The sequence below is a fragment of the Geobacillus thermopakistaniensis genome (assembly GCF_000498995.1).
Classification (GTDB): Bacteria; Bacillota; Bacilli; order Bacillales; family Anoxybacillaceae; genus Geobacillus; species Geobacillus thermoleovorans.
Map to the genome: position 1 here is coordinate 1 of NZ_AYSF01000073.1, position 18424 is coordinate 18424.

Annotated in this window: 19 protein-coding genes and 2 pseudogenes; all 21 read left to right on the top strand. The window is 56.7% G+C overall.

Annotated features, from left to right (window positions below):
* Window positions 1-582: 582 nt before the first annotated feature.
* Complete coding sequence (hbs, locus tag T260_RS125335; RefSeq protein WP_008879623.1) at window positions 583-855, top strand: non-specific DNA-binding protein Hbs; 273 nt, start codon at window positions 583-585, stop codon at window positions 853-855.
* 128 nt (window positions 856-983) lie between these two features.
* Window positions 984-1550: a GTP cyclohydrolase I FolE gene (folE, locus tag T260_RS125330; protein WP_013144889.1), complete on the top strand. Its 567-nt coding sequence runs from the start codon at window positions 984-986 to the stop codon at window positions 1548-1550.
* 12 nt (window positions 1551-1562) lie between these two features.
* Complete coding sequence (gene mtrB / locus T260_RS125325; RefSeq protein WP_011231698.1) at window positions 1563-1787, top strand: trp RNA-binding attenuation protein MtrB; 225 nt, start codon at window positions 1563-1565, stop codon at window positions 1785-1787.
* Between the two features lie 115 nt (window positions 1788-1902).
* Window positions 1903-2682 (top strand): heptaprenyl diphosphate synthase component 1, encoded by a 780-nt coding sequence (locus tag T260_RS125320; protein WP_020278302.1) that lies wholly within the window; start codon window positions 1903-1905, stop codon window positions 2680-2682.
* Between the two features lie 4 nt (window positions 2683-2686).
* Window positions 2687-3391, top strand: a complete 705-nt coding sequence (gene menG, locus T260_RS125315) for a demethylmenaquinone methyltransferase (RefSeq protein ID WP_011231696.1) — start codon at window positions 2687-2689, stop codon at window positions 3389-3391.
* A 15-nt stretch (window positions 3392-3406) separates the two neighbouring features.
* The gene (gene hepT / locus T260_RS125310) at window positions 3407-4369 is read left to right on the top strand and encodes a heptaprenyl diphosphate synthase component II (protein ID WP_013144891.1); all 963 of its coding nucleotides are present in this window, start codon (window positions 3407-3409) and stop codon (window positions 4367-4369) included.
* A 98-nt stretch (window positions 4370-4467) separates the two neighbouring features.
* Window positions 4468-4917, top strand: a complete 450-nt coding sequence (gene ndk / locus T260_RS0120730) for a nucleoside-diphosphate kinase (protein ID WP_031213038.1) — start codon at window positions 4468-4470, stop codon at window positions 4915-4917.
* Between the two features lie 72 nt (window positions 4918-4989).
* Entirely contained in the window at window positions 4990-5760 is a 771-nt protein-coding gene (locus T260_RS125305) for a CheR family methyltransferase (RefSeq protein WP_011231693.1), read from the top strand.
* 98 nt (window positions 5761-5858) lie between these two features.
* The gene (gene aroC, locus T260_RS125300) at window positions 5859-7025 is read left to right on the top strand and encodes a chorismate synthase (RefSeq protein ID WP_011231692.1); all 1167 of its coding nucleotides are present in this window, start codon (window positions 5859-5861) and stop codon (window positions 7023-7025) included.
* Window positions 7026-7027: 2 nt separating this feature from the next.
* Window positions 7028-8128 carry a 3-dehydroquinate synthase gene (aroB, locus tag T260_RS125295; RefSeq protein WP_023634339.1) on the top strand — a complete coding sequence of 367 codons (1101 nt, stop codon included), beginning with the start codon at window positions 7028-7030 and terminating at the stop codon, window positions 8126-8128.
* Entirely contained in the window at window positions 8125-8505 is a 381-nt protein-coding gene (gene aroH / locus T260_RS125290) for a chorismate mutase (RefSeq protein ID WP_013144896.1), read from the top strand. Before aroB ends, aroH begins: the two co-directional genes overlap by 4 nt.
* 234 nt (window positions 8506-8739) lie before the next feature.
* Window positions 8740-10266, top strand: a complete 1527-nt coding sequence (gene trpE / locus T260_RS125285) for an anthranilate synthase component I (RefSeq protein ID WP_013524131.1) — start codon at window positions 8740-8742, stop codon at window positions 10264-10266.
* Window positions 10260-11018, top strand: a pseudogene (trpD, locus tag T260_RS0120735) (anthranilate phosphoribosyltransferase); the annotation flags it as partial. The gene trpE and the pseudogene trpD (T260_RS0120735), both read left to right, overlap by 7 nt.
* Window positions 11019-11041: 23 nt before the next feature.
* Window positions 11042-11455: pseudogene (gene trpD, locus T260_RS0120740) on the top strand (anthranilate phosphoribosyltransferase); the annotation flags it as partial.
* Window positions 11448-12224: an indole-3-glycerol phosphate synthase TrpC gene (gene trpC / locus T260_RS125280; protein WP_014196204.1), complete on the top strand. Its 777-nt coding sequence runs from the start codon at window positions 11448-11450 to the stop codon at window positions 12222-12224. The pseudogene trpD (T260_RS0120740) and the gene trpC, both read left to right, overlap by 8 nt.
* Entirely contained in the window at window positions 12211-12852 is a 642-nt protein-coding gene (locus tag T260_RS125275; protein ID WP_023634340.1) for a phosphoribosylanthranilate isomerase, read from the top strand. Before trpC ends, T260_RS125275 begins: the two co-directional genes overlap by 14 nt.
* A 365-nt stretch (window positions 12853-13217) precedes the next feature.
* Window positions 13218-14432, top strand: a complete 1215-nt coding sequence (gene trpB, locus T260_RS125270) for a tryptophan synthase subunit beta (RefSeq protein ID WP_031213046.1) — start codon at window positions 13218-13220, stop codon at window positions 14430-14432.
* Window positions 14416-15222 (top strand): tryptophan synthase subunit alpha, encoded by an 807-nt coding sequence (gene trpA / locus T260_RS125265; protein WP_023634341.1) that lies wholly within the window; start codon window positions 14416-14418, stop codon window positions 15220-15222. The genes trpB and trpA overlap by 17 nt, the downstream gene beginning before the upstream one ends.
* Before the next feature lie 31 nt (window positions 15223-15253).
* Window positions 15254-16351 (top strand): histidinol-phosphate transaminase, encoded by a 1098-nt coding sequence (hisC, locus tag T260_RS125260; protein ID WP_023634342.1) that lies wholly within the window; start codon window positions 15254-15256, stop codon window positions 16349-16351.
* Between the two features lie 87 nt (window positions 16352-16438).
* Entirely contained in the window at window positions 16439-17542 is a 1104-nt protein-coding gene (locus tag T260_RS125255; protein WP_025039235.1) for a prephenate dehydrogenase, read from the top strand.
* A 27-nt stretch (window positions 17543-17569) separates the two neighbouring features.
* Window positions 17570-18424, top strand: an 855-nt coding sequence (locus tag T260_RS125250; RefSeq protein WP_023634344.1) for a 3-phosphoshikimate 1-carboxyvinyltransferase, incomplete at its 3' end; no start/stop codon positions are given.

Below are 18424 nucleotides of genomic sequence, written 5' to 3' on the forward strand. Positions count from 1 at the left end.
GGGCGGAGGTTATTTTGCGGAAGGGAGCTAGCGGCCGCAGCTAGACAGAAAGAAAAGCGGAGGCCGCGCGCCAAGCTCCCGACAAGGGAGCTTTTTTTGATGCCATTTTTTCAGTTGCTAAGCGGCAAAGGGAAAAAATCGCCAAAACCCTTGAGAAATCAGGATTGGCACTTGATTATAGGCATGGCGTTATGGTAATCTTTTATCTGAAATCGTTGTTTTGGTGAAATATGCCTAAAATTGGCCGTTTTTGCGAAAAAAGATGTTGAATTTCCGCGGTCAATTGGTTAAGATTAGGCATGTCACCGCCTGTTGGCGGGAAGAAGGCGGCTTTCCTCGCCCTTGGCTTCGTTTGCGCCCGGCGAAAACAGGAGGAGCCCAAACTGTTGGGAAGGGGCTTCAGCCGGCGGCATAGGCGCATCTCCTGCGGACTGTCGCGAGGCAAACATAGAATGATTGGCTGCGCCGGCGCGGCGCGCGGGCCTTCTTGCCGCTGGAATTGGATGTCTATGTATAGAAAAGCAGAAAAGTGTGCACAAATGGTAGTAAACAAGACCAGCCCCTTGGGAGGAGGTGAATGGCATGAACAAAACGGAATTGATCAACGCGGTCGCTGAAACAAGCGGTCTTTCCAAAAAAGATGCGACAAAAGCCGTTGATGCGGTGTTTGATTCGATTACAGAAGCGCTGCGAAAAGGCGATAAAGTGCAATTAATCGGTTTTGGAAACTTTGAAGTGCGCGAGCGCGCCGCCCGGAAAGGACGCAACCCGCAAACGGGCGAAGAAATGGAAATTCCGGCAAGCAAAGTTCCTGCATTCAAACCGGGCAAAGCATTGAAAGATGCCGTCAAGTAAGCCTACATAGCAGGAGCGCAGGAGGGAAGGGCAGGTGATCCACCGGCCCTTCTTTTTTGTTTTTTTTGGCTCCCTATGCTAGAATCGGATTACATGCAGCTTTTATGATGCAGGAGGATGTTGCTTGTATGCCAGAGATCAATTTTGCGCAAATTGAATATGCGGTCCGCCTCATTCTTGAGGCGATCGGGGAAGATCCAAACCGCGAAGGGCTCGTCGATACGCCGAAGAGGGTGGCGAAAATGTACGCCGAGGTGTTCGCTGGGCTGCAGGAAGACCCAAAGCAGCACTTTCAAACCGTATTCAGCGAGGAACATGAGGAGCTTGTGCTCGTCAAAGATATTCCGTTTTATTCGATGTGCGAACACCATTTAGTGCCGTTTTTTGGCGCTGCCCACGTCGCCTATATTCCGCGGGAAGGGAAAGTGACCGGGCTGAGCAAGCTCGCTCGAGCCGTTGAGGCGGTGGCGCGCCGCCCGCAGCTGCAAGAGCGCATCACGGCAACGATCGCTGATTCGATCGTCGAGGCGCTTGAGCCGCATGGGGTGATGGTCGTCGTTGAGGCGGAGCATATGTGCATGACGATGCGCGGGGTGAAAAAACCGGGGGCCAAAACAGTGACGACAGCGGTGCGCGGCGTGTTTGAAACAGATGCCAACGCCCGCGCTGAAGTGCTTTCGTTAATCAAAGCGTAAGGAGGGAAGAGGATGTACACAAACAGCGATTTTGTCGTCATTAAAGCGCTCGAAGACGGGGTGAACGTCATCGGGCTGACGCGCGGCGCGGACACAAGATTTCACCATTCGGAAAAGCTTGACAAAGGCGAAGTGTTGATTGCTCAGTTCACGGAACATACGTCGGCGATCAAAGTGAGAGGAAAAGCGTATATTCAAACGCGCCACGGTGTGGTTGAATCGGAAGGGAAAAAGTAAACCAGCAAATTTCTAGCAAACTAGAGCGTTTTCGACAAAATTATGTTATAATTGAGTCCGTCATGGCGGTGCGGATATTTTTTGGGGGACAAGGGTGAGAAGAGTGAATGACATCATGGTGAAATTGGCGTCATTGAAGGAACAAATCGAACGGCTGCTTGACCATCCGTATTTGCGCGCGCATGTGCCGGCGCCGGCTGTTGATGAAGACCGGCTGCTGCTTTCGCTGTCGATGATGACTGATGCTCCGGCGGCGCCAAATGAGCCGGACCGGTGCATCATCGCCATGATGCTCATGCAAATCGCCCTTGACACCCATGATCAGGTGACAGACCGCGGCGGCGATTTGCGGACGCGGCAGCTTGTCGTTTTGGCCGGCGACTTGTACAGCGGGCTTTATTACGACTTGCTGGCGCGCTCGGGCGATGTTGCGCTCATCCGTTTGTTCGCCGAAGCGGTCCGCGAGATTAATGAGCAAAAAGTGCGGCTGTATGAAAAAAAGGTGGAGCGGATCGAGACGCTGTTCGCCGCGGTCGGCACGATCGAGTCGGCGTTGCTTGCGAAGCTTGCCGAGCGCATCGGGGCGCCGCAATGGGGGCGATTTTCCGGCCATTACTTGCTGTTGCGGCGCTTGCTGCTCGAGCAGGAAGCGTTCGTCCGCACGGGGTCATCCATGCTGTTTGAGCAAATGGCGCATATCGCCTTTCCATGGGCCAAAGGGCTGACGAAAGAACAAAGGCGGCATTTGCTTCGCCTTTGCGAGCGTTATATTGACCATTGCAAGGAAGCGCTGCTGGCGGCGAATTTGCCGATGAACGACCTGCTGCGGTTTCGCATGGCGGAACTTGCCGGCGGATTTCAAGCCATCGTCAAAAAGTCGGTGGAAGAAGGGTAGAACGATGCATCAATCGAAAGAAGAGCGAGTCCATCGCGTATTTGAAAAAATTTCTGCACATTATGACCGGATGAATTCTGTCATCAGCTTCCGCCGCCATTTGAAATGGCGCGAAGACGTCATGCGGAGGATGAATGTGCAAAAAGGGAAAAGGGCGCTCGACGTTTGCTGCGGAACGGCCGACTGGGCGATCGCGCTGGCTGAGGCGGTCGGGCCGGAGGGGGAAGTGTACGGCCTTGACTTCAGCGAAAACATGCTGAAAGTCGGCGAACAAAAGGTGAAGGCGCGCGGCCTCGGCAATGTCAAGCTCATTCACGGCAACGCCATGCAGCTGCCGTTTCCCGACAATTCGTTCGATTATGTGACGATCGGCTTTGGCTTGCGCAACGTTCCTGATTATATGACGGTGCTTAAGGAAATGCACCGCGTCACCAAGCCGGGCGGCATGACCGTCTGTCTGGAAACGTCGCAGCCGACGTTGTTTGGTTTCCGCCAGCTTTACTATTTTTATTTTCGGTTTATTATGCCGCTGTTTGGCAAGCTGTTGGCGAAAAGCTATGAGGAATACTCGTGGCTGCAGGAGTCGGCGCGCGAATTTCCAGGGCGGGACGAGCTGGCTGAGATGTTCCGCGAAGCCGGTTTCGTCGATGTCGAGGTCAAACCGTACACGTTCGGCGTAGCGGCCATGCATTTAGGCTATAAACGATGAGTCAAGGTGAACACCATGAAGTTAAAGGCGATGTATTCGTTTTTAAGCGATGATTTGGCGGCGGTCGAAGAGGAGCTGGAGCGGACGGTCCGATCCGAATACGGGCCGCTCGGGGAAGCGGCGCTCCATTTATTGCAAGCGGGCGGAAAGCGGATCCGTCCCGTTTTTGTCTTGCTGTCCGCCCGCTTTGGTCATTATGATTTCGAACGGATTAAACATGTAGCCGTAGCGCTCGAACTCATCCATATGGCATCGCTCGTTCACGACGATGTCATCGATGACGCCGACGTGCGGCGCGGCCGGCCGACGATCAAGGCGAGATGGAGCAACCGCTTTGCCATGTATACAGGCGATTACCTCTTCGCCCGTTCGCTTGAGCGGATGGCGGAGCTTGACAGCCCCCGCGCTCATCAAGTGCTGGCGAAAACGATCGTTGAAGTGTGCCACGGGGAAATCGAGCAAATCAAGGATAAATACCGATTTGATCAGCCGCTTCGCACGTACTTGCGGCGCATCCGCCGAAAAACGGCGCTATTGATCGCCGCCAGCTGCCAGCTTGGCGCCCTTGCCGCCGGCGCGCCGGAGGCGGTGGCCAACCAGCTGTATTGGTTCGGCCATTGCGTCGGCATGTCGTTTCAAATTACCGATGACATTCTCGATTTCACCGGCACGGAAGAGCAGCTCGGCAAGCCGGCTGGAAGCGACTTGCAGCAAGGAAACGTCACCCTCCCCGTGCTGTATGCCCTTTGTGATGAACAGGTGCGGGCAAAAATTACGGCCGTCAACGCGGACACGGATGCCGAGGAGATGGCGGCGGTGCTAGCGGCCATTAAACAGACGGACGCCATCGAACGATCGTATGCGCTAAGCGATCGCTATTTGGAAAAGGCGCTCCGCCTGCTTGGCGAGCTGCCGGCCAACGAAGCGCGCACGCTGCTTCATGATCTCGCCCTCTACATTGGGAAAAGGGATTATTAGCGCTTTCAAGGACGCTGTTGCCAACGGCGGAAAACAATGATACTATGATGGGTGGGAATCCGTTTCCCAGTACATACGACAGTAGAGGTGGAGAGCGAATGGCAGAACGGACATTCATCATGGTGAAACCGGACGGGGTTCAGCGCAATTTGATCGGCGAGATTGTCGCCCGTTTTGAAAAAAAAGGCTTCCAGCTTGTCGGCGCGAAGCTGATGCAAGTGTCGCGCGAGCTCGCCGAGCAACATTACGCTGAACATAAAGAGCGCCCATTTTTCGGCGAGCTTGTCGACTTTATCACCTCGGGGCCAGTGTTTGCAATGGTGTGGGAGGGCGAGAACGTGATCGCCGCCGCCCGGCAAATGATGGGGAAAACGAATCCGCAGGAGGCTGCCCCTGGCACGATCCGCGGCGATTTCGGCTTGACGGTCGGCAAAAACGTCATCCACGGCTCCGACTCGCTGCAAAGCGCTGAACGCGAAATCAGTTTGTTCTTTAAAGAAGAAGAGCTCGTCAGCTATTCGAAACAGATCAATGCATGGCTGTACTGATGCGAAGACCGGCCGCCATTCGGCCGGTTTTTGCCGTTTTTGTACATTGACAGGAGAGAGGAACAGGCGACGATGGACGATTATGCGCAGTTCATTGCCAAAGTGAAGCGAAAAACAGGCATTGATTTATCGCTATATAAGGAAGCCCAGATGAGGCGGCGTTTGGCGTCGTTGTACATGAAAAAAGGGCTAAAGAGCTTTGCCGAGCTGTTTGCAGCGATGGAGAAAGAGCCGGCGCTATGGCATGAATGCTTGGATCGGATGACGATCAACGTCTCAGAGTTTTACCGGAACGCCAAGCGTTGGGAGGTGCTTGAGCACACCATTTTGCCGCGGCTATTGGCGGAAAACCCGCGCCCGAACGTGTGGAGCGCTGCCTGCTCAACCGGCGAGGAGCCGTATACGCTCGCGATGGTGCTCGCAAAACGATTGCCGCTTCACCGCGTGTCGGTGTTGGCGACCGACATTGACGATAATGCGCTCGCCCGCGCGCGCCTCGGTTTGTACAGCGAACGGTCGCTTGTAGAGCTGCCCGAGGAAATGAGAAAAAAGTTTTTTACGAAAGAAGGCGAGTATTATAAAATAGACGAAAAGATTAAACAAACGGTCAAGTTTCAAAAACACAACTTGCTCGCGGATCCGTTTCCGCGCAACATGGATTTGATCGTCTGCCGCAACGTGCTCATTTATTTTACGGAAGAGGCGAAGCGGATGCTGTATCGCAAATTTCACGACGCGCTCCGGACGGGAGGCGTGCTGTTTGTCGGCAGCACCGAGCAGATTTTCAATCCCGGCCTGTACGGTTTTGAAGTCGAAGAGACGTTTTTTTACCGAAAAAAATAGCTCGCGCCGGCTTCTTTTTTCCTGAAACTATTTTCATTTTTCGAATTTATGATATATTTTTACTTAAACGCGTTAAAGACCTGAAGGGAGAGACAAACATGCGGTATTTGACGGCAGGGGAATCGCATGGGCCGCAATTGACGGCCATTTTGGAAGGAGTGCCGGCCGGGCTTGAGCTGCGCGCCGAGCACATCAATAAAGAGCTGGCGCGCCGGCAAAAAGGATACGGACGCGGCCGCCGCATGCAGATTGAAAAAGATGAAGTGAAAATCACAGGCGGCGTTCGGCACGGGAAAACGCTCGGCTCGCCGATTGCGCTCGTTGTCGAGAATCGCGATTTTAAACATTGGCAAACGATTATGGCGGTTGAGCCGATTGATGACGAAGCGGAAGTGAAGCGGAAAGTGACGCGTCCGCGCCCAGGGCATGCCGATTTAAACGGCGCCCTGAAATACGGACATCGCGATATGCGCAACGTGCTGGAGCGCTCGTCGGCGCGTGAAACGACGGTGCGCGTGGCGGCTGGAGCGGTGGCGAAACGCATTTTGGAGGAGGTCGGCATCCGCGTCGCCGGGCATGTCATCGAAATCGGCGGCGTGCGCGCAAAGAAGCTCGATTATCGTTCGCTTGAAGAATTGCAGGCAGTGACGGAAGAATCACCGGTGCGCTGCTTTGACCCGGAGGCGGGGCAAAAAATGATGGAAGCGATCGATTGGGCGAAGAAAAACGGTGATTCGATCGGCGGCATCGTTGAAGTGATCGTTGAAGGTGTTCCGGCCGGAGTGGGCAGCTACGTCCATTACGACCGAAAGCTTGATGCGAAAATCGCGGCCGCGATCGTCAGCATCAACGCGTTTAAAGGCGTTGAATTCGGGATCGGCTTTGAGGCGGCGCGCCGCCCGGGAAGCGAAGTGCACGATGAAATCATTTGGAGCCCAGAACAAGGCTTTTCGCGCCGGACGAACCGGGCGGGCGGCTTTGAAGGCGGGGTGACGACCGGGATGCCGATCGTCGTGCGCGGAGTGATGAAGCCGATCCCGACGCTGTACAAGCCGCTTCAAAGCGTGGATATCGAGACGAAAGAGCCGTTTGCGGCAAGCATTGAGCGATCGGACAGCTGCGCCGTGCCGGCGGCGAGCGTTGTCGCTGAGGCCGTTGTCGCCTGGGAAGTGGCGGCGGCGATCGTTGAGCAGTTTGGGCAGGATCGGATGGACTTGATTAAGGAAAATGTGGAACGCGCCCGCCGCTATGCAAAGGAGTTTTGACGATGATCGAACGGACGATTGAAACGGCGACGAAGCGCTATCCGCTTCTTTTGGGCGATGGGGCGGCCCGCGTGCTGCCAAGCTTGCTTCGGTCGCTCTCCTGTCCGCCAGGGACAAAACTTTTCATCGTTACCGACGATACTGTGGCGCCTCTTTATTTGGATGAGGTGCGGGCGTTGCTTGCCGCCGCTGAGTATGACGTGTACGCCTACGTCATTCCAAGCGGGGAGGCGGCCAAGTCATTTGATCATTATTACGCTTGCCAGACAGCGGCATTGCAGTGCGGCCTCGACCGCCGCTCGGTTATCATTGCGCTTGGCGGCGGCGTTGTCGGCGATTTGGCTGGGTTTGTCGCCGCCACCTATATGCGCGGCATCCGTTACATTCAAATGCCGACGACACTCTTGGCCCATGACAGCGCCGTCGGCGGCAAAGTCGCCATCAACCATCCGCTCGGCAAAAATATGATCGGCGCCTTCCACCAGCCGGAAGCAGTTGTGTATGACACCTCCTTTTTGCGCACGCTGCCCGAGCGCGAGCTTCGGTCCGGGTTTGCCGAAGTGATCAAACATGCGCTGATCCGCGACCGCCGCTTTTACGACTGGCTGCGCGCGGAAATCAAGACGCTCGCCGACTTGCGCGGCGAGAAACTCGCCTATTGCATTGAAAAGGGCATTGACATTAAGGCGTCCGTCGTGCGTGAGGATGAAAAAGAAACCGGGGTGCGCGCCCATTTGAATTTCGGCCATACGCTCGGCCATGCGCTGGAAAGCGAGTTAGGCTACGGCGCGCTCACTCACGGGGAGGCGGTTGCGGTTGGCATGCTGTTTGCCGTCTTTGTCAGCGAACGGTTTTACGGCCGGTCGTTCGCTGAGCATCGATTGGCCGACTGGTTCGCCGGATACGGCTTCCCGGTGTCGCTGCCGACAACGGTTCAGACGCCCCGCCTGCTTGAGAAGATGAAAGGCGACAAAAAAGCGTACGCCGGAACAGTGCGGATGGTGCTTCTCTTTGAGATCGGCGACGTGGAAGTGGTGGAACTCGAAGACGACAACCTGCTCACGTGGCTGGACGAGTTTGCCAGACAGGGGGGAAAAGAATGATTCGCGGCATTCGCGGAGCGATTACAGTGGATCGAAATGACGCCGAGGAAATCGTGGCGGCAACTGAAACGTTGCTTCGTGAAATGATCCGCGCAAACGATGTCGCCGCTTCTGATGTGTCGTTTGTGCTCATTTCCGTCACCGACGACATCACCGCCGCGTTTCCGGCGCAGGCGCTGCGCCGTTTGGACGGCTGGACATATGTGCCGGTCATGTGCACGAGGGAAATTCCGGTGCCCGGTTCATTGCCGCGCTGCATTCGCGTCATGATGACGGTGGCGACTGAGAAACAGCAAGAAGAGATCTGCCACGTGTATTTAAAAGGGGCGGTCGTGCTGCGCCCGGATTTGTCGTTGACAAAAAAAACAGAAATGTAATATAGTTAAAATAACCTCTTTGCCCCCTGAGACATCGGGGGCGTTAGAAGTGGAGCGAGAGCAGAGAGCGAGCGTAGGGTAGATGAGAATGAGCGAGTTTAGCTGAGGTGAGCGTTTTTTCATTCGCCGACATCTGCCCAAAGACGGTCGTCTTTGGGCGTTTTATTTTCCCTCTCTTTTTTCGCCTCATAAACCCTCATTCTCCGCCCGCTGATCATGAAGGGAGGAGAAGTGATGTCTGCTGATGGGCTGGCCGCTTTTTTGGCGGAAGCGAACGAATTTCGAACCATCCCGATTGTGCGCAAATTTGTAGCCGATGTCATTGAGCCGCTCGGCGTGTTTGCCAATTTGCGCGAGGAAGCCGTGTTTTTGCTTGAAAGCAAGGATGACGAATCGCCGTGGGCGCGCTATTCGTTCATCGGTGTGGCGCCGTTTTTGACGCTGGAGAGCGAAACCGGCGAAACGTTTTCGGTGAAAGACGAAAACGGGAACGAACAAATCACCGCACCGACGCTGAAAGAAGCGTTTCAATGGGTCGAGCGGACGCTTGCCGTCAAGCCGCTTGCCGAGACGGTGCCGTTTACAGGCGGTGCAGTTGGGTTTTTAGGCTACGATTTCATTTCCGCCATCGAAAAAGTGCCGCGCCACAAAAACCGCGATGTGCCTATGAAGACGGCCTATTTCGTGTTTTGTGAATCGCTGTTTGCGTTTGACCAAAAAAAGCGTGAGTTGCTCGTCATTCACTATATTCGGTTGAGCGGCAACGAAACGGAGGAAGAGAAAATCGAAGCGTACCGCGCGGCCGAACGGCGCATGGCCGATCTCGCGGCGAAAGCGGCCCGCCCTCAAGCCGAGCAGCCGCTCTTGCCGGCGGAAAGCGAATCGGGGCGGACCGCCTCGTTTGCCAAAGCGGTGTCCAACTATGACAAAAAACAGTTTTTGCGCGATGTGGAGGCCGTGAAACGGTACATCGCGGCCGGCGATGTGTTTCAAGCGGTTCTGTCGCAGCGCTTCTGCGTGCCGGTTCAAGCCGGAGGCTTTGCCATTTATCGGCTGCTCCGATACATCAACCCGTCGCCGTACATGTTTTATTTCCAGCTTGACGGTGTGGAAATTGTCGGCAGTTCGCCGGAAAAACTGATTCAAGTGCACCGTCGGCGCGTTGAAATCGATCCGATTGCCGGCACACGGCGGCGCGGCCGATCGCCGGAGGAAGACGAGAGGCTGGCTGATGAGCTGTACCACGACCCGAAAGAACGGGCTGAGCATTATATGCTTGTCGATTTGGCGCGCAACGACATCGGCCGGGTCGCCAAGTACGGAACGGTCGAGGTGCCGGTGTTGCTTCAGATCGGCAAGTTTTCACACGTGATGCACTTAATTTCCAAGGTCGTCGGTGAACTGGACGACAACGTCCACCCGATCGATGCACTCCTTGCCGCCTTTCCGGCTGGAACGGTGAGCGGGGCGCCGAAAGTGCGGGCGATGCAAATTTTGCAGGAACTCGAGCCGACAGCGAGGGGGCTGTATGCCGGAGCGATTGCCTATATCGGGTTTGATGGCAACATCGATTCGTGCATCGCCATCCGGACAGCGGTCGTGAAAGACGGCTATGCCTATGTGCAAGCCGGCGCCGGCATTGTCGCCGACTCCGTTCCGGAACTGGAGTGGAAAGAGACGCGCAATAAGGCGAGCGCCTTGATGAATGCGATTGAACAAGCGGAACGACTATTTGCTAAAGGGGAGAGGGCCGTATGTTGAAGCAGCTGCTTTCGAAATGTGCGGAAGGGAAAGCGTTGACGGAAGACGAAGCGTATGCGGCGATGAATATCATCATGTCCGGCGAGGCGACAGACAGTCAAATCGCAAGTCTGTTGTCCATGCTCCGCCTGCGCGGAGAGACAGTCGATGAGCTCGTCGGATTTGTGCGGGCGATGCGCGACCGGATGACTGCCATTGAGGCTAGTGATGATGTCATCGATACGTGCGGTACGGGCGGCGATGGGGCGGCGACATTCAACGTTTCCACCGCCGCGGCGATCGTCATTTCATCGCTTGGCGTCAAAGTCGCCAAGCACGGCAACCGCGCTGTTTCGTCAAAAAGCGGCAGCGCTGATGTGCTCGAGCGGATCGGCATCGACATTCAAACGTCGCCGTCGGCCGCCAAACAGGCGTTGGAAACGAAAGGGCTGGCGTTTTTGTTCGCCCCGCTCTATCACGCGGCGATGAAACACGCCGCCGGGCCGCGGAAGGAAATCGGTTTCCGCACCGTTTTCAACTTGATCGGCCCGCTCGCCAATCCGGCGCGCTGCAAGCGGCAAGTCGTCGGCGTCTATTCGACCTGCTACGCTGAGAAATTGGCGGAGGCGATGCGCCGCCTCGGCTCGGAACATGTGTTGTTTGTCACCGGGCGCGATGGGCTTGATGAATGCAGCATCGCTGCAGAAACGGATGTCGTGGAGTTGAAAGACGGTGCGATCCGCCGCTTTGTCATCGCACCAGAAGTTTTCGGCCCGATTTTATGGACCGGCTGNTGGCGGAGGCGATGCGCCGCCTCGGCTCGGAACATGTGTTGTTTGTCACCGGGCGCGATGGGCTTGATGAATGCAGCATCGCTGCAGAAACGGATGTCGTGGAGTTGAAAGACGGTGCGATCCGCCGCTTTGTCATCGCACCAGAAGACGCCGGCTTGCCGCGCGGCGAGCTTGCCGATGTGCAAGTGCGCGATCCGGAAGAGAGCGCCGCGCTTCTTGAGGCGGTGATGGCGGGAACAGCGCCGGAGAGCGCCATCAATATCGTTGCGCTGAACGCCGGCGCCGCCCTGTATGCCGCCGGCAAAGCCGAAACGATTGCCGAAGGAGTGGCGATGGCGAAAGAGGCCATTTTGTCCAAAACCGCATACGAACAACTGCAACGCCTGCGGGCGAAGGAAGTGGTTCATGATGCTTGAGCAAATTTTAGCAGCCAAACGGGAAGAAGTGGAAACGTTGACGCTGCCGGCGCCATTGCCAGAGCGAAAGCGCCGGCCATTTGCGGCGGCGCTCCGTCGGCCGCGGCGGATGCTTGGCTTGATCGCTGAGGTGAAAAAAGCGTCGCCGTCAAAAGGCATCATTCGCCCGAATTTTGACCCGGTGGCCATCGCGAAAGCATATGAGCGCGCCGGTGCCGACGCGATCAGCGTGCTGACGGATGAACGGTATTTCCAAGGGCATCGCCGCTATTTGCGAGCGGTGAAAGAAGCGGTTAACGTTCCCGTGCTGCGCAAAGATTTCATCATCGATCGGCGGCAAGTCGAGGAAAGCGTCCGACTCGGGGCGGATGCGATTTTATTGATCGGCGAGGCGCTCCCGCCGGAAACACTCGAGGAGCTCTATCATGAAGCGTACAGCTTGGGGCTCGAATGTCTGGTCGAGGTGCATGCAAAAGAGACGCTCGAGCGGATTTTCGATCGGTTTACGCCGGAGATCGTCGGCATCAACAACCGCGACTTGCATACCTTTGTGACAACACTTGAGGCGACCAAAACGCTCGCTCCGCTCATCCCGCCATCGTGCGTCATCGTCAGCGAAAGCGGGATCGGTTCCTTCAATGATGTGAAGACGGTCAAATCGTACGGAGCGCAGGCCATGCTCGTCGGCGAGTCGCTCATGCGCCAAGATGATGTGGAGCGAGCGGTCTACCGGCTGTTTGGGGAGGAAGATGGGGATGATTCGAATTAAATATTGCGGCAACCGTTCGGCTGAAGACGTGCAGGCCGCTATCGCGAGCGAGGCTGATTACCTCGGCTTTATTTTCGCCGAAAGCAGGCGGAACGTCTCTCCGAGTGAAGTGCAGCAATGGCTTGAGCCCCATAAGCTTGGCGCAAAGCAGCTTGTCGGCGTCTTTGTCAACGCCCCCGTTAGGCGGATCGCCGCTGTCGCCGCCGAGCTGCCGCTTCATGTCATCCAATGCCACGGCCGTGAAACGCCGGCGGAGCTGGCGGCGGTGAAAGAGGCGGTGCCGCTTTCCGTCTGGAAGGCGATCCACCATGGCGACGGTGCGCTTGCGGCGATGAGGCAGTACGCTGGCATTGCCGATGGCTACGTCGTTGACAGCCGCGCCGCCGGCGCCTGGGGGGGGACGGGCGTCGCTTTTGATTGGGAGGCGGTGCCGCACTATTTGGAAGAGGCGGCCCGCCAAGGCGTGCCGTGCTTCATCGCCGGCGGCATCACTCCGGACAATATCGAGCGGCTGCTTGTCTACCGCCCGGATGGCATCGATATCAGCAGCGGCATTGAAACGGACGGACGCAAAGATCCAACGAAGATGAAACAAATCGAAGAAAAAATAAAACATCACGGGTGTTGATGATCCGTTATGTACGAAAAAACACAGAATGATATGGCTGAACACAAGCTTTTCTGCCTCTTCCCTCGAACAAGAACGCCGGCGGGCGAATGACATTTGCCCGCAAAGCGTTCATTGTTCGAGGAGGGCATGCGGCAGCATGCCCGGTCGGCAAGCGAGCCGCTTGCCGACTACGGCAGAAAAGCTCGGACTAGAGCCTTCTCAACAGACTTTTTATTGGTTCATCAACACGCCTGATAAAAAAATAACAAAGCGAAGGGCCAAAAGACGGCGCTGACGCTCGGACGGTTAACAAACACAGGCACTTTGAAGAAATGCGGCTCTTCGTCTTTCAACTTTTATGAAGGAGAAGGTGGGGTTAGATGATGGAACGCGTTCCGAATGAATACGGCCGGTTTGGCGATTTCGGCGGCAAGTTTGTCCCTGAGACGCTCATGCTTCCGCTTGAGGAAATCGAAGCGGAGCTTGACAAAGCGCTTGCCGATGAATCGTTCAAACAAGAATACATCCGCATTTTGCAGCATTACTCCGGTCGCCCGACCCCGCTCACGTTCGCGCCGAATTTGACACGGCAAGTCGGCGGCGCGAAAATTTATTTAAAGCGCGAAGATTTAAACCATACGGGCGCCCATAAAATCAACAACGCGATCGGCCAGGCGCTTTTGGCAAAACGGATGGGCAAGAAAAAGCTGATCGCTGAAACCGGAGCCGGCCAGCACGGCGTCGCCGCGGCGACGGTGGCCGCCCATTTCGGCATGGATTGCATCGTTTTTATGGGCGAAGAAGACATCAAGCGGCAGGAGCTGAACGTGTTTCGCATGAAGCTGTTGGGCGCCGAAGTCGTGCCGGTGTCAAGCGGCAACCGAACGTTGAAAGATGCGACGAACGAAGCAATTCGCTATTGGGTCGCCCACTGCGACGACCATTTTTACATGATCGGCTCGGTCGTCGGTCCGCATCCGTACCCGAAAATGGTGCGCGAGTTTCAGCGCGTGATTGGCGATGAAGCGAAAGAACAGTTTCTCGCCCGTGAAGGGAAGCTGCCGGATGTCATCGTTGCCTGCGTCGGCGGCGGCAGCAACGCCATCGGCATGTTTTACCCGTTTTTGCAAGATGACGTCCGCCTCGTCGGCGTCGAGGCGGCCGGCAAAGGGATCGACACTCCGCACCATGCGGCGACAATCACAAAAGGGACGAAAGGGGTCATACACGGGGCGATGACCTACCTGTTGCAAGACGAGTACGGACAAATTCTCGAACCGTATTCGATCTCAGCCGGCCTTGATTACCCCGGCGTCGGCCCGGAACATGCGTATTTGGCGAGCATTGGCCGCGTCCGCTACGAAAGCGCGACCGATGCCGAGGCCGTCGCTGCGTTTCAATTGTTGGCGCAAACGGAAGGCATCATTCCGGCCATCGAGTCGGCCCATGCGGTGGCGAAAGCCGTCGAGCTCGCCCGCGAGATGCCGCCGGATGAAACGGTGCTCATTTGCCTGTCCGGCCGCGGAGATAAAGATGTGCAAACGATGATGCGCCATCTTGGTGCGAGGGAAGGTGAAGACATTGCCACTGTCCGTTAATCCGCCGCTATTTATCCCGTTTATCGTTGCCGGTGATCCGGCTCCCGATGTGACGATCGATCTCGCCTTGGCGCTTGAGGAGGCCGGCGCTGACATATTGGAGCTTGGCGTGCCGTACTCCGACCCGCTCGCTGACGGACCGACGATTCAACGCGCCGCCGCAAGGGCGCTTGACGGGGGCATGACGCTGCCGAAAGCCATTCAGCTTATTGGCGAGATGCGAAAAAAAGGGGTAAACATTCCGATTATTCTCTTTACGTATTACAATCCTGTGTTACAATTAGGAGAAGAATCCTTTTTTGCTTTAGCGCGGGAAAATGGCGCCGACGGCGTGCTCATTCCCGATTTGCCGTTTGAGGAAAGCGGTCCGCTCCGCGAACTTGGCGAACGGTTTGGTCTCCCGCTCATTTCGCTTGTTGCGCCGACGTCGAAGCAGCGGATCGAGCGGATCGCTTCGGCGGCGCAAGGGTTTTTGTATTGCGTCTCCTCGCTAGGCGTTACAGGCGTGCGTGAGACGCTGCCGGAGACGCTCGGCGATTTCCTCCGCGAAGTGAAGCGGCATAGCCGCGTCCCGGTCGCCGTCGGCTTTGGCATTTCGGCGCCGGAGCAAGTCGCGATGTTGAAAGAGGTGTGCGACGGCGTTGTCGTCGGCAGCGCGCTCGTGCAAAAAGTCGAGCAGCTGGCTCCGAGGTTGCAGGCGCCGGACGAAAGGGAAGCGGCCGTCGCCGAGTTTGCTGCCTACGCCCGTTCGCTTGCCGCGCCGCTTCGGGAGCCGTGTTCTTCGCGCTAAAAGTTCCGAATTGAAGGAGTTGGCGACAATCATGCAAGTAAAGGAATCGCTCCGGGGTCTTTCTCCGTACCAGCCGGGAAAATCGATCGAAGAAGTCAAACGGCAATATGGCTTGCCTGAGATTATTAAACTTGCTTCTAACGAGAATCCGTACGGTTCGTCGCCATCGGCAAAAGCGGCCATCGCCGCTGAGCTTGACCGCCTCGCCGTCTATCCGGACGGCTGCGCCCGCACGTTGCGCGAAAAGGTGGCGAAGCATCTTGGCGTCAAGGAAACACAGCTTCTGTTTGGCAACGGTTCGGATGAGGTGGTGCAAATTCTTTGCCGCGCCTTTTTAGAGCCGGGGGCGAATACAGTGATGGCGGCGCCGACATTCCCGCAATACCGGCACAATGCCATCATCGAGCGGGCCGAGGTGCGCGAAGTGCCGCTTGTTGATGGGCGTCATGATTTGGAGGCGATGCTTGCGGCGATCGATGAAAACACGCGCATCGTCTGGATTTGCAATCCGAACAACCCGACGGGCACGTATGTGAATGACACCGAGCTGCGCGCCTTTTTGGATCGCGTGCCGCCGCACGTGCTCGTCGTCGTGGACGAAGCGTACTACGAATATGCGACGGCGCCCGACTACCCGCAAACGGTGCCGCTTTTAAACGAGTACGAGCAGCTTGTCGTCATGCGCACGTTCTCGAAAGCATACGGGCTCGCTGCGCTCCGCGTCGGCTACGGCGTGGCGAGTGAGACGCTCATCCGCGCCGTCGAGCCGGCGCGCGAGCCGTTTAACACGTCGACCATCGCCCAAGCGGCCGCGGCGGCCGCACTTGACGATCAAGCGTTCATCCGCGCCTGCGTCGAACGAAATCGCGCCGAGCTTGAGCGGTATTATCGCTTTTGCGAGGAGAACGGCCTGAAGTATTACCCGTCGCAGACAAACTTTTTGTTCATTGATTTCGGGTTGGATGGCGACGAAGTGTTCCGCTATTTGCTGGAGCGCGGCGTCATTGTCCGCTCGGGCCAAGCGCTTGGGCTGCCGACCGGCGTGCGTGTGACTGTTGGCACGAAAGAGCAAAACGACCGGGTGTTGGAACTCGTTTCGCAACTGCTTCGGGAAAAACAGCTCGCCTGACCGTTCAGCGGCGGGATGGATAGAAAAGATCGGCCCGTTGCTTTTCAAAAGCAGCGGGCGCACGTTTACATAAAGTAGGTGGGACGATTGGAAGGAAAAGTGTTCATTGTCGGCCTCGGCTTGATCGGCGGATCGATTGCATTGGCGATTAAAAAAGCGCATCCGGAGGCGATGATCATCGGCTACGACGTCAATGAGCGGCAGCTCGGCTTGGCGCGTTCGCTCAAGGTGATCGACGAAGCCGCCCGTTCGCCCGAAGACGGATACGGACAGGCGGATTTGATCGTTCTGGCCGTTCCGGTCATGCAGACGGAGGCGCTGCTTTCATCGATGCCGCTCGAGCGGTTGAAGCGCGGCGTTATCGTTACCGATGTCGGCAGCACGAAGCAGCGCATCGTCCAAGGCGCCCGCCGCCTGTTGGATCACGGCGTAGCGTTCATCGGCGGCCATCCGATGGCCGGGTCGCATAAAAGCGGTGTGGCGGCGGCAAGGGCTCATCTGTTTGAAAACGCCTTTTACATTTTGACGCCGACGGACGATGTGCCGCCGCAGCAAGTCGAGGCGTTGAAACAGTGGCTTGCGGGAACGAAAGCGCAGTTTGTCATCTTAACGCCGGAAGAGCATGACCGCATCACTGGCGTAATCAGCCATTTTCCGCATTTGATTGCGGCGAGCCTCGTTCATCAGGCGCGCGAATACGAGTGCGAAAACGCCCTCGTCAGCCGGCTGGCGGCCGGCGGCTTCCGCGACATCACCCGCATCGCGTCGAGCAATCCGGAAATGTGGCGCGATATTTTTATCCATAACAAGCATGAACTGCTTGCGCTCTTTGACCGCTGGATCGCCGAAATGGAGCGGCTGCGTTCGTTTGTCGAAGAAGAAAACAGCATCGCTATTTACCATTACTTTTTGGAGGCGAAACAGTTTCGCGACGGGCTGCCGTCGAGAACGAAAGGAGCGATTCCGTCGTTTTACGATTTGTATGTCGACGTGCCGGATTATCCGGGCGTCATCTCCGAAGTGACCGGCTATTTGGCCGAGGAAAACATCAGCATCACGAACATCCGCATCATTGAGACGCGCGAAGAAATTTACGGCGTGCTCCGCCTCAGCTTCCAAAGCGAAGACGATCGGGCGCGGGCGAAAGCGTGCCTCGCCAAACATACGAACTATGCCACCTATGAAGGGTAGCAAGGAAAAACAATGGAGGGATTTTGCATGCAGTTGCCAACCAACGTGTCGTCGCTCCGAGGAATGATCGAAGTCCCCGGCGACAAATCGATTTCCCATCGCGCCGTCATGCTCGGGGCGCTTGCTTCTGGACGGACGGTGATTGACCATTTTTTGCCTGGGTCGGACTGTTTAAGCACGATCGACTGTTTCCGGAAACTCGGCGTTGACATTCGCCAGGACGGGACGACAGTCGTTGTCGAAGGAGCCGGCCCCGGCGGGCTGCGCGAGCCGGCTGCGGTGCTTGATGTCGGCAACTCGGGAACGACGGCGCGCCTGTTGCTCGGCATTTTGGCCGGCCAGCCGTTTCACGCCTGCCTTGTCGGCGATGAATCGATCGCCAAGCGACCGATGGGGCGGGTGACGAAACCGCTTCGCGAAATGGGAGCGCGTATTGACGGGCGTGAGGGCGGCAATTATACGCCGCTTTCCATCCGCGGCGGCGCGCTTCGCCCGCTTCGCTACACTTCGCCGGTGGCGAGCGCGCAAGTAAAATCGGCCATTTTGCTCGCCGGCTTATTCGCTGACGGCGTGACGTCTGTTGCTGAGCCGCACCGCTCGCGCGATCATACCGAGCGGATGGTTCGGTTGTTTGGCGGTGAAGTGAATGTGGATGGCTTGACCGTCTCGGTGGCCGGTCCGCAACGCTTGCGCGGGACGCACATTTACGTTCCCGGCGATATTTCGTCAGCCGCCTTTTTCCTTGTCGCCGGCGCCATTGTGCCAAACAGCGAAATTACGCTGAAAAACGTCGGCTTAAATCCAACGCGGACCGGCATCATCGATGTGCTTACACAAATGGGGGCGGATATTGCGATTGACAACGTCCGCAACGAGGAAACC

Excerpts from the sequence above, each read along its gene's own strand:
- hbs (WP_008879623.1), top strand. The coding sequence starts at position 583 with ATGAACAAAACGGAATTGATCAACGCGGTCGCTGAAACAAGCGGTCTT.
- folE (WP_013144889.1), top strand. The coding sequence starts at position 984 with ATGCCAGAGATCAATTTTGCGCAAATTGAATATGCGGTCCGCCTCATT.
- mtrB (WP_011231698.1), top strand. The coding sequence starts at position 1,563 with ATGTACACAAACAGCGATTTTGTCGTCATTAAAGCGCTCGAAGACGGG.
- T260_RS125320 (WP_020278302.1), top strand. The coding sequence starts at position 1,903 with ATGGTGAAATTGGCGTCATTGAAGGAACAAATCGAACGGCTGCTTGAC.
- menG (WP_011231696.1), top strand. The coding sequence starts at position 2,687 with ATGCATCAATCGAAAGAAGAGCGAGTCCATCGCGTATTTGAAAAAATT.
- hepT (WP_013144891.1), top strand. The coding sequence starts at position 3,407 with ATGAAGTTAAAGGCGATGTATTCGTTTTTAAGCGATGATTTGGCGGCG.
- ndk (WP_031213038.1), top strand. The coding sequence starts at position 4,468 with ATGGCAGAACGGACATTCATCATGGTGAAACCGGACGGGGTTCAGCGC.
- T260_RS125305 (WP_011231693.1), top strand. The coding sequence starts at position 4,990 with ATGGACGATTATGCGCAGTTCATTGCCAAAGTGAAGCGAAAAACAGGC.
- aroC (WP_011231692.1), top strand. The coding sequence starts at position 5,859 with ATGCGGTATTTGACGGCAGGGGAATCGCATGGGCCGCAATTGACGGCC.
- aroB (WP_023634339.1), top strand. The coding sequence starts at position 7,028 with ATGATCGAACGGACGATTGAAACGGCGACGAAGCGCTATCCGCTTCTT.
- aroH (WP_013144896.1), top strand. The coding sequence starts at position 8,125 with ATGATTCGCGGCATTCGCGGAGCGATTACAGTGGATCGAAATGACGCC.
- trpE (WP_013524131.1), top strand. The coding sequence starts at position 8,740 with ATGTCTGCTGATGGGCTGGCCGCTTTTTTGGCGGAAGCGAACGAATTT.
- trpC (WP_014196204.1), top strand. The coding sequence starts at position 11,448 with ATGCTTGAGCAAATTTTAGCAGCCAAACGGGAAGAAGTGGAAACGTTG.
- T260_RS125275 (WP_023634340.1), top strand. The coding sequence starts at position 12,211 with ATGATTCGAATTAAATATTGCGGCAACCGTTCGGCTGAAGACGTGCAG.
- trpB (WP_031213046.1), top strand. The coding sequence starts at position 13,218 with ATGGAACGCGTTCCGAATGAATACGGCCGGTTTGGCGATTTCGGCGGC.
- hisC (WP_023634342.1), top strand. The coding sequence starts at position 15,254 with ATGCAAGTAAAGGAATCGCTCCGGGGTCTTTCTCCGTACCAGCCGGGA.